We start from the raw sequence: 14,093 nt of genomic DNA, 5'->3' as shown, positions 1-14,093 counted from the left end.
GACCGACCTCCCGGTAGCTATGCTCGCCGCCGCCATAATATGCGACGACCTCCTGCCTGAATGTGCTGCTGTATTTGGACATGCAAAACCCCCGAAGTTGGGTGTCCAACTTTCGGGGGTCAGTTCAGCAGATCCGGGTTTTTTCGTGTGGTCGGTCATGGTTCCGGCCGTATGCCGAGCGTGCGGCAGTGTGGCCGTTCTTGGAGGCTCTGCGTCAGGCCTCGACGACCCGAAGTGCGGCAGCGCGTTCCAGTGCTTCCTTCTGCACGGCTTCCTGCACCTTTTCGAAGGCGCGGACCTCGATCTGGCGGACACGTTCGCGGCTGATGTCGAACTCGGCCGACAATTCCTCGAGCGTCACCGGGTCCTCGGCGAGGCGGCGCGCCTGGAAGATGCGGCGTTCGCGGTCGTTCAGAACGCTCATGGCCTTGGCCAACATGCGGCGGCGGGTCTCGAGTTCGTCCTGTTCGATCAGGACAGCTTCCTGGCTTTCATGGTCGTCAACCAGCCAGTCCTGCCACTGACCGGACTCGCCTTCGGCGGCACGGATCGGAGCGTTGAGGGATGCGTCGCCGGACAGGCGACGATTCATCGATACGACCTCTTCTTCGGAAACCTTCAGCTTGGTGGCGATCTCGGTCACCTGTTCCGGCTTCAGGTCGCCTTCCTCGATGGCCTGGATCTTGCCCTTAAGGCGGCGCAGGTTGAAGAACAGCCGCTTCTGGTTGGCGGTCGTGCCCATCTTCACCAGCGACCAGGAGCGCAGGATATATTCCTGGATCGATGCCTTGATCCACCACATGGCATAGGTGGCGAGACGGAAGCCGCGTTCGGGATCGAATTTCTTGACCGCCTGCATCAGGCCGACATTCCCTTCGGACACGACTTCGCCGATCGGCAGGCCGTAGCCGCGATAACCCATGGCAATCTTGGCGACGAGGCGCAGGTGGCTGGTGACGAGTTTATGGGCCGCGTCGCGATCGCCATGTTCGGCGTAACGCTTGGCGAGCATGTATTCCTGCTGCGGTTCCAGCATCGGGAACTTGCGAATCTCGTCGAGATAACGGTTGAGACCGCCTTCGCCGGCGGTAATGCTAGGCAATGTACTGCGGGCCATGAAGCACCCCTTTCTCTGTTCGGCTCCCCTTTAGATGGGCGAGCCTGATTCCCGTGGATTTCCCAAAATCCCACAGAAACCCAGCTAACAGATAAGTGTGGCAAAACCCGGATACAAGGGTAGGCGCGGATCACGAGCGCGTGACGCCGGAAGGGCGAAGAATGGGGCGATACCCAGCCCGTCGGGGCGCCGGAGTGGTCTTACAACTGCCGCAGCGCGTCGATGATTTCCTGCATGTCCGCCGGGATCGGTGCGGTGAAATGCATGGTCTCGCCGGTGGTCGGATGCTCGAAGGCGAGCAGGTAGGCGTGCAGGGCCTGGCGGGGGAAGGCCTTCACCGTCGTCTGGGCGGGCTCGGGCAAAAGGTTGGCCTTGGTCTTGAAGGCCGCGCCATAGTCCTGGTCGCCGATCAGCGGATGGCCGATATGCGCCATGTGGACGCGGATCTGGTGGGTGCGGCCGGTTTCCAGCCGGCATTCGACCAGCGAGGCGAGGCAGGTCGCGTCCGGCTTCTCGCCGTAGCGTTCGAGCACCTGATAGTGCGTGATCGCCTCACGCGCGTCGTCGGTGTATTCCTTCTTGACCGTGCGCTTGGTGCGGTCGCCGGCGCGGCCCAGCGGGGCGTCGATCGTGCCGGTGAGGCCGCGGGGCCGTCCCCAGACGATCGCCTGATAGGCGCGCTCCAGCGGGCCGGTGCGGCCATGGTCGGCGAACTGGTCGGCGAGATGGCGGTGGGCGAGGTCGTTCTTGGCGACCACCATGACGCCGGACGTGTCCTTGTCGAGCCGGTGGACGATGCCCGGACGCTTGACGCCGCCGATGCCCGACAGACTGTCGCCGCAATGGTGAATGAGGGCATTGACCAGCGTGCCGGTCCAGTTTCCAGCGCCCGGATGGACGACGAGGCCGGGCGGCTTGGCGATGACGATCAGGTCGGCATCCTCGTAGAGAACCTCCAGCGGAATGTCCTCGCCCTTGGGTTCGGGATCTTCCGGCTCGGGCAGGACGATCGACAGGCGGTCGCCGGGGCGGATCTTGCGCTTCGGCTCGGTGACGGCCACGTCGTTGATGGTGACCGCCCCCTGTTCGATCAGCGCCTTGACGCGATTGCGCGAGAATTCACCCTCCAGCGCCGCTGCCAGCCAGGCGTCGAGGCGTCCATCGGCGTCATCTGCGGCAATCAGGTCTTTTCTTGGCCTCTCGGCTTCGTTAAAGGGGTCGGTCATCTGTCATCCCGCGTGAGAACCACCGGTATTGCGGCTCATTGGTTTTGCTGCCACTTGGCACAGACTTTGGCCTTCGACAATCGCCAGCCATGTTTCACGGCTGTTTTTCCCTGAACAATGGTTCGCATCGGGGAAAAAGACCAGACCTTGCGGACTTCAGGAACAGAGACGTTAAAGCCATGGCTCATCTCGACGACGACGAACAGGAAGAGAAGCCGCTCGATCCGGCGATGGAGAGCGTCCGCCGCAAGATGGTCAAGCTGCAACTGGTGTCCGGCGGCATCATGATGCTGATGTTCATGGCCGTGCTGGCGGCCATCGTCTACAAGGTCACCCGGCCGGACGGCACGGAGAAGCCGGTGGCTGCCTCCGGACTTGCCATTCCCGCCGACCAGCCGCTCAACCTGACGGCCAGCCTGCCGACTGGATTCACGGTTGGCTCGACCGCCCTGTCGAACAACCAGATCCTGTTCTACGGCACGATGGCCGACGGCACCAGGAAGGCGCTGGTTTTCGACCTGTCGGTCGGCCGGATCATCGCCGACGTCACCGTCACCGGCAACTGATTTCGGATCGGCGATGAGCGAGCGCAAGCTGATTGCCATCGGGGACCCGGCCGATCCGCGGATCGCCGAGTTCTCGCAGATCCGCGAGCGTGACCTGACCGGGCGGGCCGGCGGGTTCATCGCCGAAGGTACAGTGGTCCTGCGAATGCTCGCCGCAGCCCATGGTGCGGGCCGGGGCATCCGGGCGGAAAAGTTGCTGCTGCTGCGCAATCGGGTCGAGGGCGTGGCCGATCTGCTCGCCGCCTTTCCCGAGGACGTGCCCGTCTATGTCGCGGAATCCCCGGTGCTCGATGCGATTGCCGGCTTCCACCTTCATCGCGGCGTTCTGGCGCTCGGCCGGCGCGATGGCGGCGGATCGGTCGATGCGCTGGTCCAGGCGTTGCCGCAAGACGCGCTGGTGCTGGTCGGCTGCGGTATTTCCAACCATGACAATATCGGCGCCCTGTTCCGCAATGCCGCGGGCTTCGGCGCCGATGCGGTGCTGCTCGACGAAACCTGTTGCGACCCTCTTTATCGCAAGGCGCTGCGCGTTTCGGTGGGCTCGGTGCTGACCATGCCCTATGCGCGGGAAGGCTCGAGCGAGGCGCTGCTCGGCCGGCTTGCCGAGGCAGGCTTCGCGATCTGGGCGCTGTCGCCGGGCGGTGAGGCCGAGATCGGAGAGATCGCGCCCGAGAGACGCATGGCTCTGGTGATGGGAACGGAAGGCGAGGGGCTGCCGCAGGCGATCCTGACGCGGTTCCACACGGCTAGGATCGCGCAGATGCCGGGTCTCGACAGTCTCAATGTCGGAACGGCCAGCGGAATAGCCCTCTACGCCATGGCGAAGGCGATGGGGCGCTTGCCCGGTTAAGGCAATTTGAGCAAACGTGCGTAGCGTTCTTGCGTCATTCCGCCGGCGGCGTTTGGGGCGGCGCAGCCCTTGCCAGCGACGGCTCGATCGCCAGTACCCGCTCGGCAAGTGTCAGGCTCTTGCTCGGTCCCTTCGCCGATTTCGCCCGCAGAAGCTCGGGGATGGGCGAGGCTTCGCCTTCCTGGGCTGCGGTCAGAACGATCATCTTGGCGGCGATGTCGGCGATCTCCTCGCGCAGCGCCTTGTCGTTCGTGGCGGTCTTCGCCTTGATCAGCCGTTCGGTCAGGGCGGTGTGACGGTGGCGCAGTTCCTCCGCCAGATCCGTCGCAGTCGTTGTTTCGCCCGTCGGCGCGGTCAGGGAGGCCGTCTCCTGTGCCTCGGGCACCGTTGTCGTGCTGTCTTCGAAATCGGGTACCGGAAGGTTTGCCGCGCGCAGTGCCTTGGCGGCGGCGCGCAACTTGCCGTTCGCCGTCTTCACGCTCTCCTTCAACCGGGCGATCTCCTTTGAGCGCCGTTCGACGAGCGCGGCCTTGTCGACATTCTCGGCTATTTCCCGCGCCAGCCGGTCGTCCAGCCGCAACAGCTTGTGCTCTTCCTGGGCGAGCCTGATTTCCGCATCCTTGGCCCGCTTGGTGACCATCTTGGTTTCGCGGCGCAGTTCCTCGCGCTCGTCGCGCAGGGCCTGGATTCGCATCTTGAGATTCTCGATCTCGGTTTCGCGGGTCGTCCGCTCGATCTTCAGATTGTCCATGTCGGCCGCCATGCGCTCGATGCGCCGGCCAAGCGCGGTGATCTCGAGGTCCTTGGCGGCGGCCGTCTCTTCCGTGCGCCGCAGCGCCTCCTTCAGATTGTCGGCCTCGATCTCGGCGCGTCGCAGCTTCGAGCGGAAGTCGGCCGCCTCGACGCTCATGTCGTTGATCTGCGCTTTGAGGTCCTGGTTGTCGGCCAGGAGGTGGCTGGCCTCGCGGGCGAGCGTTTCATTGGCGAGTTTAACGGAGACCAGGGCCTCCCGCTCACGCAACAGCTCCTGCGTCGTCCTGGCATTCTGCGCCGCGTAGACGGCGCGCACCATGTCCTTCTGGGCGCGGATCTCCTGCGGGCTGAGCGGCATCGTCGCTTTCAGCCTGTTCTCCGTGTAGAGCACGATACGCTTGTGGATGGCCGGCGCCACCAACATTACGAGCAGGGCGGCGGCGAGGAAACCCAATCCAAGAAGCAGGGCGTATTCGATCACGGGAGAGCCACTTTTTAGGTTTTTCGATCTTCCACACCCAATAATCACGCGCCGCCGGTCAGGACAAGCGGCGCCGCGGCCGGCGGATCAGGAATTTGTCGCGCGTCGAGACGAGGACCGAGTGCTTGCGCGGGGCTCTGCCTGTTTCACTCAGAAGGGATTCCAGGTCGGCTGGCGGGTGAGCTTCAGGTAGCCGACATTGACGCCGAGACGGGCACCGACGCCGGTGCGGATCGGCACGAGAACGACGTTGCTGCTTTTCAACACGGTCATGCCGATGCCGGCCACGACGTAGGCCGAACCGCTGACCCCGCCATAGCGGGCAAAAAGAGCTTCGACCGACGGCAGGTCGTAGACCAGCATCATCACGCGCGTGCCATTGCCGCCATAGTCGATGCCGAGCGAGGGGCCCTGCCAGAACACGTCGTGCTGGCCGGCATTCTTGGTGTTGAGCTGGCCCTCGCCATAGGTGAGGCCGGCAACGAAGGCGCCGGAACCCTCCTGGCCGAGGATATAGCCGTTCGGCAGGCCATAGTTCTGGAAGGCCTTCTCGATCACGCTGGCGAGCGCGCCGCTGGTCGAGCCGAAGAAGCCGTGACCGGCGTCGACGATTTCCTGGGCCGTGTATTCGCCCTGGGCCCGTGCCGGGGTGGGAGCCATGCCAAGGCCGGCAACGAAGAGAAGCATGGCCGCCAGGACCATCCGGCGGGCGGCGAAATAGCGGGTCGTCATCTGGCGCATGGGGTCTCCTCCATCCGTAATCGGTGCAATTGGTCTCTCCAATGCGGGTAATACCATTTAGCGAGCATCCTATTAATAATCGGTTTACCAAATATGGTGTCATTATGGCCGAAAGGAATCCGATCATACCGAGCGCCCCGTTCAGCGCACGCGGCCCTTGTGTTGGCGATCGATATTCAGGAGCGACGATGCCGAAAAATCTCAATCTGACCCTTGCCGGTCCGGACCTCGCGGCCTTGCTGTGCAGCCGCGTGTGCCATGACGTGATCTCGCCGGTCGGCGCGATCAACAACGGCCTCGAACTGCTCGACGAGGGCGGTGCCGATGCCGATGCAATGGATCTCATTCGCACCAGCGCGCTCAACGCCTCGGTCCGCCTGAAGTTCGCCCGGCTCGCCTTTGGCGCCTCTGGCTCCGTCGGGGCATCGATTGACACGGGCGAAGCCGAGAAGGCCGCCAAGGACTTTGCCGCCGCCGAGAAGAAGACCGAGGTCAGCTGGAACGGCCCGCGCGCGATCATACCCAAGAATCGGGTGAAGCTTCTGCTTAATCTGTTTCTCGTCGCCTACGGCGCGATCCCGCGGGGCGGTCAGCTCGACATCACGCTGGAAAACCCGGAATATGACGCCAAGTTCAAGATCGTCGCCAAGGGGCGGATGATGCGCGTGCCGCCCAAGTTCGCCGAGATCGTCGGCGGCACCATCGAGGAGGCGATCGACGCCCATTCGATCCAGCCCTACTACACCGTGCTGCTGGCCAGCGAATGCGGCATGGAGCTGAAATACTTCGCCACCGATGACGAGATCGTCTTCACGGCGGAGGTATCCGAGGCGGTGGCGCCCTGACCGGTTCCCAGATCCGTCCTCTTGAACGAGCCAGTCTGAAGACGCGCCAAGGCGCGTCTTTTGCGTTTCGGACCTCGGTTGCAGTAACCTTTCATTAGTCGAACGCGTTTATCATTGTGGCCATGGACCGCATTTTCCATGATGGAAAAAGGGCTCGGCGGGGGAATTGACGATGCAGCGCTTGATGATTGCCGATAGCTCCGACGTGGTTCGCAAGGTCGGCAAGAAGATCCTGTCGGAAATCGGCTTCCTGGTGCTCGAGGCTGCGACCGCCCGCGAGGCGCTGATGCGCTGCGAGACGGAACTGCCCAATATCATCATCGTCGATGCCGGCCTGGAGGGTGCTCTCGACCTCATCGCCAATGTCCGCGCACTGCCGGAAGGCAAGGGCGTGCTGATCTATTATTGCGTGGTGGAGGCGGACCTGAAGACGATGATGGCCGGCAAGCGGGCCGGGGCCAACGACTTCCTGTTGAAGCCGTTCGATCGCAAGATCCTGACCCAGATGTTCACCGACAAGGCGATCGCCGCCTGAGGCTGCCTGACGATCGGCATCGACCTTGACGCCCCGCACAAACGGGGCGTCTTTCGTTTGGGCTTGTGTCAACGAATGGGCGGGTAGGGCGGCGGTGCGGGGACGTGCCGCAGAAACAAAAAACCTGCCCGGTGAGGGGCAGGTCGAATGCAGCGCGGGGGATGCGCCTGTGCGGGTATCAGGCGGTTTCCATATACTCGGCGCCATCCGGCTCGCGCAGCACATAGCCGCGGCCCCAGACGGTCTCGATGTAGTTGGCGCCGCCTGCGGCGTTTGCGAGCTTCTTGCGCAGCTTGCAGATGAAGACGTCGATGATCTTCAGTTCCGGTTCGTCCATGCCGCCATAAAGGTGGTTGAGGAACATTTCCTTGGTGAGCGTGGTGCCCTTGCGGAGCGAAAGCAGCTCCAGCATCTGATATTCCTTGCCGGTCAGGTGAACGCGCTGACCGCCGACTTCGACGGTCTTGGCATCGAGGTTCACGATCAGTTCGCCGGTGATGATGATCGACTGGGCGTGACCCTTCGACCGACGGACGATGGCATGGATGCGTGCGACCAGCTCGTCCTTGTGGAACGGCTTGGTCATGTAGTCGTCGGCGCCGAAGCCGAGGCCGCGAACCTTGTCCTCGATGCCGGCCATGCCGGAGAGGATGAGAATCGGCGTCTTGACCTTGGAAAGACGCAGCGTGCGCAGGACCTCGTAGCCGGACATGTCCGGAAGGTTGAGATCGAGCAGAATGATGTCGTAGTCGTAAAGCTTGCCGAGATCGACGCCCTCTTCACCGAGGTCGGTGGTGTAGACGTTGAAACTCTCCGATTTGAGCATCAGTTCGATGCTCTGCGCCGTGGCGCTATCGTCTTCGATGAGTAGAACCCGCATATTTATCCCCTTTACCGCCGCCGAAAGGTCGTACTTGGCCCCCTACGCGATACGGATCCAGTCGTTGCCTGATTTGAAGGCTGCCACCAAATGGTTAACAAATTCTGATTCCTTCTGGCAAGGTGTATCGAATTTATTAAACAAATATACCAGTCTCCTGATTTTTCATCCATTTCCGGCATCGCCACAATTGAATCAGATTACGAGAAAATCCCGCTAACCGATTCATTTGACTCATCATTGTCATGAGCTTTTTAAGGCCCTGGCATTTACTGACCCTTAAATGATCTCACCTATCATTAACGATGCCCGTAAACGAAAGGTTACCAAAGGTAGGTTTTTGTTAACGCCGCCGTTTTTTTTCGAGAATGATTCGTCGGAAGATCGGCTTTGGCATTGTGTCAGTCAGTGTGGCGGGGGGTCTCGCATCACGGGAGTATTGCGTATGAAGTCGCGTGAGAGCCTAGTGCGCCTGAAAGGATTTCAGGTCACAGAAAAACGTCGGCAGTTGCAACAATTGCAATCAATGATGGCGGAGTTCGAGCGGATGGCGAAGGAACTGGAAAACCAGATCGCCATCGAGGAGAAGAAGTCCGGGATCAGTGATCCGAACCATTTCGCCTATCCAACCTTTGCCAAGGCGGCCCGCCAGCGGGCCGACAATCTCCAGGTGTCGATCCGAGAACTCAAGGTTCAGCAGGAGGCGGCCGAGCTCGGCCTGGAGGAGGCCGAGGCGGAACATGCCAAGGCCGCTGCGCTCGAAGAGCGCGACGGCCAGATGCGCATCCGGGCCTAGCGCCCCGGACCGGCGAGAAAAGAGGATGTGGCATGGCGGCGGCGCGGACGGGTTCCGTGGCCGCCGGCCCATTTCGTCTTGCCGAGACGTGTCGGGCGGTGCCCTGCCGATCCGGCCGATCAGAACTTGATGACGTCGCCCCATTCGGGGTTGCGCCCAGCCTGGGCGCGGAAGAACGGGCAGAGCGGGATGATCTTCCAGCCGCCCCGGCGCGCTTCGTCGATCGCAAACAGCGCCAGCGCCTGGCCGGCACCCTTGCCGCGCATGCTTTCGGGAACTTCGGTGTGGTCGACGATGATGAGGCTCGGCGATGCCCGCGAATAAGTCATGACCGCCGGCTCTTCCCCTTCGACGAATCGGCCGACATAACGACCGCCCGATCCGGCCTCTTCCTTCGTGATGTGCATGGCTTCCCTCGCGCTGCAGAAACAGCGATGGCTTAACATCGGAGGGTTTTCGCGGCAATGATGCGCAGCATGCGGGCAAGAGGTGGCCGCGTGATTCGCGCGGGAGCGGCAGGAATGATCTGGGTGAAGGCGATCCTGCTGGTGCTGGCGCCGATGTTTTTCGCGCTGGGCGTCGTCCTGCCCCTGGTGCGCTTTGAAAAGCTCTATTTCTTCGTCGACAATCCGTCGCTGGTGGAGATCGTCGCCGCGCTCTGGCGGGACGGCAATGGCGGGCTTGCCTTGCTGGTCGGCCTGCTTTCGATCGCCTTTCCGGCGGTCAAGCTCGTCGGCCTCGCGGCGGAGGCGTTTACGGTCTCGGGGGCAGGGGCGCGCGGAGGGCTAATGCATGCGCTCGTGCCGTTCCTCTCCAAGTGGTCGATGATGGACGTCCTGCTGGTGGCGATCGTCATCTTCGCGGCCAAGACCAGCGGCCTTGCGGAAGCCTTCACCCAGCCGGGCCTTTGGTTCTACGCGGCATCGTCGGTGCTGGCGGGATTGCTTCACCATCTGCTGCGCCAGGGGGCGGTGCAATAGCAAACGTGCGCGCAAGGAGGGTTTCCCGCGCGCACATGGATCGTCGTGGAGTTTGGGCGGCTTCCGCCGCGCCAGTTCCCCGTCAGTGGCGATATTGCTGGATGCGCGTGGTGCGCAGGCCCGGCAGGCCGTGGTCGTTGATGGAGGACTGCCAGGAGAGGAATTCCTCGACCGTCAGGGTATAGCGCTCGCAGGCTTCTTCCAGGCTCAACAGGCCGCCGCGCACCGCGGCGACAACCTCGGCTTTCCGGCGGATCACCCAACGGCGCGTATTGGCCGGCGGAAGATCGGCAATGGTCAGCGGGCTGCCATCGGGGCCGATGACGTATTTCACTCGGGGGCGGATCATTTCGGTCATTGGACTCTCTATACATACTCAAGACCACACGGACGCATCCTAGCCCCGCACCTTTAAAATTTGCCTAAGCGTGTTGTAAGCATTTGATAATTATTTTAGCGAGCCGACCTGTCGTGCGAAGGGGCGGTGGCGGGCCATCCTTGCCTGCCGTTGCGTAAACTTGCGGCATCTGCATAGGAGTTATGCTGATTTAGAAATTTTCTAATCTTAAAACTGTAGTAAAAGCACGCGAAGACAACGGTGTCATTGGCTATCTATTCCCGCCGCAAGCTCAAGGCGCACTCAATATGAGCCGCCCGAGCGAGAACCGAAAGATCGGCACCAGCCCCGTTCTCTACCGTTCCATACATGTTCGTTCGATACGCAACACTTAAAGACGCGGCCGCATCGCTTCGGTCGGAAGGAGCTCAATGTTCAGGGTGACCGAGTCGATCTGCCATGAAGAAGAAGGCAAGGGCGTTTCCGCTGTCCCGGTCGACGATGCGGGCCTTTGCCCCCTCGGCCGGCAGTTTGCCGCGCTTGGGCGGCGCTACGGTTTCGATTATTTTTTCGTCGGCAACTTCCCGAAGGCCGACAAGCCGGAATTTTCCGCGAATGCGCTGTTCTGCAATTGGCCCCTCGAGCTGAAGGAGCGATACCGCACAGGCGACCAGTTCTCGGCGAGCAAGCTGGTTGCGCGCCTGAAGCAGAGCATTGTTCCGTTCCAGTCCGCCGAATGCCTGTTCGTCGGTGAAAGAAATGACGAGGCCGATCACGATCTGGCCGGTGCATTTGCCGCTTGCGGCATGGGTTTCAGCCTTGCCTTCGCCATCCACGATTGCGCCCTTGCCCATTATCTCTTCGTCTTTTCGGGCGAGAGAGAGGAGCTGGATCGCCAGGATGTCGCGAACTTCTATTTCGAATGCCTCGAACTGCTGGATAGCTGTTCCAGCCGGATCGCCCAGCGGGACGGACCGCGCGAGAAGCTGTCGGCGCGCGAGATCGAGTGCCTGCGTTGGTCGGCCGCCGGCAAGAGCAGCGACGAAATCGCCATTATTCTGTCGATCTCGAGCCACACCGTAGTCAGCTATCTGAAGAGCGCGATGCGCAAGCTCGATTCGGTCAACCGCATGCAGGCGGTGGCTCGCGCCTGCCGGTTCCGCCTGCTCTGATCCGAACGTCACCGATCGCTGCCCTGACGGTTCGGCTTTCCTTTTGTAGCGACGCTACAAAAGGAAAGCCGAGACTTCGGTGTGGCCGTAACCGAACCGAAGTTGCGCGGTGCCGGTATGGCGAAGCGTCAGGGTGTCACCCTGGACAAGCGTGGCGATCGCGGTCGAGGACTGCGTACCTGCCGTGCCGTTCACGGCGATGATGTCGCTCGTGTCGTTTCGCCGAAGCGCCACGCCATGGCCCGACGAGGTCTCGGCATCGACGTTGAGCGTGACGAGATAGGTTCCGCCGGTCGGAACCACCAGCGCGTGCCCCTCAGCCGACGCCAGTGCTGCACCGAGGACAAATCCTCCCGCTGCCAGATGAAGATCGTCAAAAAGGCTTATCCCGTTCGCACAGGTGTTAACCACATCTAGCTCTCACGCATGACGTGTCTCCCCTGCTCGGCTATACGGGCAGGATGAGCGAAAGCCTGTTTCCAACCCGTTGGGCCGAGGATCGGCCGCCATCGCTGGAGAAGTTCACCTCGGACTTCGCCGATGATTTCGCCTGTGCGGAGTACTTGGCGAAGAAGCGGTGGCGAAGCGGCTTCAAATGCCCGAAGTGCGGCGGGAATCGTGCCTGGCGGCTTGAGGCACGACCCTGGGTCTGGGAATGCCAGGGTGCTCGGGTGGATGCCAACGGCGAACGGACGAGGACGGGATGCCATCACCAGACCTCGCTGATCGCGGGAACGGTGATGCACGGAACGCACCTGCCTTTGCGCAAGTGGTTCCTGGCCGCCTACCTCGTTGCCACTCACTCGAACGGCATGTCAGCCCTTCAGCTCCAGGCCAAGCTCGGCATCGCCAGCTACAAGTCCGCCTGGCTCCTTCTCCACAAGCTCCGTCGCGCGATGGTCGATCCGGATCGGCGGCCGTTGAGCGGCGTCGTCGAGATGGACGAGACCAACGTGCCATACCGCAAGAAGACGGACCCGGTCACGGGAGGACAAGGCCGCAGCCGCATAGGGAAGATGGTCCTCGTCGGGGCGGTCGAGATCGTCGACAAACACTATCCAGGTCGCATGCGGTTGCAGCGTGTCCAGGTGGCGGATCGCGAGACGCTGCAACGCTTCATCAACGACAACACCGCACGAGGGACGGAGATCATCACCGACGGCTACAGCGCCTACGAACGGCCACCAGAGCGGAAACACAAGGCGCATAACCTGAGTGCCAAGAACGCGCTACCAGCCCACATCGTGTTGAAGTGGGTTCACCGCATCTTCTCCAACTTCAAGCGCTGGGCGATGGGCACGTACCATGGGCTTCGGGAGAAACACGTCGATATCTACTGCAACGAGTTCGTCTTCCGCTGGAACCGCCGCCGCAGCTTCCAGACATCCATCGACACCCTTCTCGGCCTTGGCCAGAAGATCGGCCCAGTCACCTGGCGCAGCATCGTTGGCGACACGCGGAAATGGAAAGAGCAGCATCGCGAGCGGGTGCTGGGGATGGTCGATCCCGAGCGGCTGAAGCGTGCCAAGAAGTACGCCTTCGAGAACGGCATGGACATCTTCGACGCTCTGGATGACATCCGACGCGACGAAGAGCGGCACAGGTATTTCCGCCGCAAGCCCCTACGCCCAGCGCTACCGCCAAGGCGGGCTGGCGAGGAGCGCAACACCCGCCGCTACGTCCATCCGCAGCCGCTTGATCCAGCGGACATTGCCAAGGGGTATCTGCGACACATCCAGGTCGGATCAAAGATTACAGGAGCCCGTCAGTACGCTCCGAGCTAGTTCAAGTCAGATTCCTGCTCGGCGCTCCAGTTCGTCAACGCGATCTGACAGTTCACGGGATGCGATGCTGTTCTGGAGCCCGTCCTGAATCGCTGTCAGAATGTCGTTGTACTGGCTTCGAATCTCGATGCGCAGCTCCCGGATATGGTTCGAGTTACCATCAACAAAGTTCTCTATCTCGTCCATTCGATGAAGGAGCGCTTGAAGCCGTTGACTCGCTTCAGCCCGAAACTGAGTCAGTTCCGATTTCACGTCTAGAACATCGCTTCTCAACTGATTGTTCTGACGCGACAGTTTTGCAAACTCCGCCTCGAAGCGGCCCACGGCATCAAGGTTGCCAGAAATACGGTCATTCAACGTTTTCATTCCGTCAATGACGGATGAAAGCTGGCTGATCAGGCGTTTCTGAAATTCGGAATGTTCGGACATCGGTCACTCTCTACCTTATTGAATGAGAATGTATGGCATCCCCATGAAAGAAACAACCGAGCCAAATTATGCGAAAGGTCAACGCGGCCGTTTGCTCGTCGTTCCCATGCGATCCTGAAAACGGTCTTCCACCCGCGTCATGCAGCCTGCCCGGCAACGATTTTGTCCACATCAGCGATAAGATCGTCGATGTCCTCGAATTCACCGGCCGCGATCTGATCCCGTCCACGGATCGCAGCCAAGACATCCGCCCCCTCGTTGAGGAGATACGTTCTCAGGGCCCGAACGATGATGTAGCTTCTCGAACGGTCCGTTGCGTCAGCGATTGTCTTGATGCTCGCGAGGACATCCGAGGGGACGCGAAGCGTTACGGATTCTGATCCTTGCGACTTAGTCATCGAGCTTCTCCTAGTCCGTGATACGTAAGACAACGTAAGACGCTTCACTTCAAACGTCAACATTGTTGCCGTTTGAAGTGTGTAATCGCGCCGACGCCACGCTTTCCCAAGCGACTTCTGTAATCATCGTTTTAAGAGGCCGTGAGTCGGCTTCTAGTCAACACAACATCGGGTATGCACCTGTACGAACGGGATAAGCCTTT

At 61.3% G+C, this 14,093-nt stretch carries 17 protein-coding genes and 1 pseudogene; 8 read left to right on the top strand and 10 right to left on the bottom strand.

Translation table 11 applies throughout. From position 1 onward, the window contains the following. Window positions 1-214 precede the first annotated feature (214 nt). Complete coding sequence (gene rpoH / locus DYZ14_RS23475) at window positions 215-1,117, bottom strand: RNA polymerase sigma factor RpoH (protein ID WP_115669607.1); 903 nt, start codon at window positions 1,115-1,117, stop codon at window positions 215-217. Window positions 1,118-1,317: 200 nt separating this feature from the next. Then, entirely contained in the window at window positions 1,318-2,343 is a 1,026-nt protein-coding gene (locus tag DYZ14_RS23470; protein ID WP_154722860.1) for an RluA family pseudouridine synthase, read from the bottom strand. Between the two features lie 179 nt (window positions 2,344-2,522). Between DYZ14_RS23470 and DYZ14_RS23465 the strand changes: the two genes are divergently transcribed. Beyond that, a complete protein-coding gene (locus DYZ14_RS23465) occupies window positions 2,523-2,909 on the top strand; it encodes a hypothetical protein (RefSeq protein ID WP_154722859.1) in 387 nt (128 codons plus the stop codon). Between the two features lie 13 nt (window positions 2,910-2,922). Further along, window positions 2,923-3,759 carry a TrmH family RNA methyltransferase gene (locus tag DYZ14_RS23460; RefSeq protein WP_154722858.1) on the top strand — a complete coding sequence of 279 codons (837 nt, stop codon included), beginning with the start codon at window positions 2,923-2,925 and terminating at the stop codon, window positions 3,757-3,759. 34 nt (window positions 3,760-3,793) lie between these two features. Here DYZ14_RS23460 and DYZ14_RS23455 read toward each other — a convergent pair whose 3' ends face one another. Both DYZ14_RS23455 and DYZ14_RS23450 read right to left on the bottom strand, forming a co-directional pair. After that, window positions 3,794-4,993 carry a hypothetical protein gene (locus DYZ14_RS23455; RefSeq protein WP_154722857.1) on the bottom strand — a complete coding sequence of 400 codons (1,200 nt, stop codon included), beginning with the start codon at window positions 4,991-4,993 and terminating at the stop codon, window positions 3,794-3,796. 150 nt (window positions 4,994-5,143) lie between these two features. Continuing rightward, window positions 5,144-5,680, bottom strand: coding sequence for a DUF1134 domain-containing protein (locus DYZ14_RS23450; protein ID WP_445292617.1), 537 nt, complete (start codon window positions 5,678-5,680; stop codon window positions 5,144-5,146). A 242-nt stretch (window positions 5,681-5,922) separates the two neighbouring features. Between DYZ14_RS23450 and chpT the strand changes: the two genes are divergently transcribed. Further along, window positions 5,923-6,579 carry a histidine phosphotransferase ChpT gene (gene chpT / locus DYZ14_RS23445; protein ID WP_115669601.1) on the top strand — a complete coding sequence of 219 codons (657 nt, stop codon included), beginning with the start codon at window positions 5,923-5,925 and terminating at the stop codon, window positions 6,577-6,579. A gap of 172 nt (window positions 6,580-6,751) precedes the next feature. Next, complete coding sequence (locus DYZ14_RS23440) at window positions 6,752-7,114, top strand: response regulator (RefSeq protein WP_115669600.1); 363 nt, start codon at window positions 6,752-6,754, stop codon at window positions 7,112-7,114. 178 nt (window positions 7,115-7,292) lie between these two features. Here the strand turns inward: DYZ14_RS23440 and ctrA are convergent, their stop codons facing one another. Next, window positions 7,293-7,994, bottom strand: a complete 702-nt coding sequence (gene ctrA / locus DYZ14_RS23435; RefSeq protein WP_054148338.1) for a response regulator transcription factor CtrA — start codon at window positions 7,992-7,994, stop codon at window positions 7,293-7,295. 445 nt (window positions 7,995-8,439) lie between these two features. Here ctrA and DYZ14_RS23430 point away from each other — a divergent pair, with 445 nt between their 5' ends. Next, window positions 8,440-8,790 (top strand): flagellar export protein FliJ, encoded by a 351-nt coding sequence (locus tag DYZ14_RS23430; protein ID WP_115669599.1) that lies wholly within the window; start codon window positions 8,440-8,442, stop codon window positions 8,788-8,790. Between the two features lie 119 nt (window positions 8,791-8,909). Here DYZ14_RS23430 and DYZ14_RS23425 read toward each other — a convergent pair whose 3' ends face one another. Continuing rightward, on the bottom strand, window positions 8,910-9,197 hold the full coding sequence (locus DYZ14_RS23425) for a GNAT family N-acetyltransferase (RefSeq protein WP_154722855.1): 288 nt from the start codon (window positions 9,195-9,197) through the stop codon (window positions 8,910-8,912). 114 nt (window positions 9,198-9,311) lie between these two features. Between DYZ14_RS23425 and DYZ14_RS23420 the strand changes: the two genes are divergently transcribed. After that, window positions 9,312-9,770 carry a paraquat-inducible protein A gene (locus tag DYZ14_RS23420; protein ID WP_154722854.1) on the top strand — a complete coding sequence of 153 codons (459 nt, stop codon included), beginning with the start codon at window positions 9,312-9,314 and terminating at the stop codon, window positions 9,768-9,770. Window positions 9,771-9,852: 82 nt separating this feature from the next. Here DYZ14_RS23420 and sciP read toward each other — a convergent pair whose 3' ends face one another. Next, on the bottom strand, window positions 9,853-10,128 hold the full coding sequence (gene sciP, locus DYZ14_RS23415) for a CtrA inhibitor SciP (RefSeq protein ID WP_006725852.1): 276 nt from the start codon (window positions 10,126-10,128) through the stop codon (window positions 9,853-9,855). A gap of 410 nt (window positions 10,129-10,538) precedes the next feature. Between sciP and DYZ14_RS23410 the strand changes: the two genes are divergently transcribed. Then, a complete protein-coding gene (locus tag DYZ14_RS23410) occupies window positions 10,539-11,279 on the top strand; it encodes a helix-turn-helix transcriptional regulator (RefSeq protein ID WP_154722853.1) in 741 nt (246 codons plus the stop codon). A 54-nt stretch (window positions 11,280-11,333) separates the two neighbouring features. On the opposite strand, the gene DYZ14_RS23405 is transcribed toward DYZ14_RS23410, so the two are convergent. Beyond that, entirely contained in the window at window positions 11,334-11,582 is a 249-nt protein-coding gene (locus DYZ14_RS23405; protein WP_154722852.1) for a hypothetical protein, read from the bottom strand. 158 nt (window positions 11,583-11,740) lie between these two features. On the opposite strand from DYZ14_RS23405, the pseudogene DYZ14_RS23400 reads away from it, so the two are divergent. Beyond that, window positions 11,741-12,727, top strand: a pseudogene (locus DYZ14_RS23400) (IS1595 family transposase); the annotation flags it as partial. A gap of 342 nt (window positions 12,728-13,069) precedes the next feature. Here the strand turns inward: DYZ14_RS23400 and DYZ14_RS23395 are convergent. Continuing rightward, window positions 13,070-13,492 carry a hypothetical protein gene (locus tag DYZ14_RS23395; protein ID WP_154722851.1) on the bottom strand — a complete coding sequence of 141 codons (423 nt, stop codon included), beginning with the start codon at window positions 13,490-13,492 and terminating at the stop codon, window positions 13,070-13,072. Window positions 13,493-13,629: 137 nt separating this feature from the next. Then, window positions 13,630-13,890 (bottom strand): CopG family ribbon-helix-helix protein, encoded by a 261-nt coding sequence (locus DYZ14_RS23390; RefSeq protein WP_154722850.1) that lies wholly within the window; start codon window positions 13,888-13,890, stop codon window positions 13,630-13,632. Between the last annotated feature and the right edge of the window lie 203 nt (window positions 13,891-14,093).

Origin of the sequence: Ciceribacter sp. T2.26MG-112.2 (genome assembly GCF_900492205.1) — a bacterium.
GTDB classification, from domain to species: Bacteria; Pseudomonadota; Alphaproteobacteria; order Rhizobiales; family Rhizobiaceae; genus Allorhizobium; species Allorhizobium naphthalenivorans_A.
The sequence above is the reverse complement of the archived record's forward strand: the minus strand, read 5'-3'. Positions and strand labels throughout refer to the sequence as shown.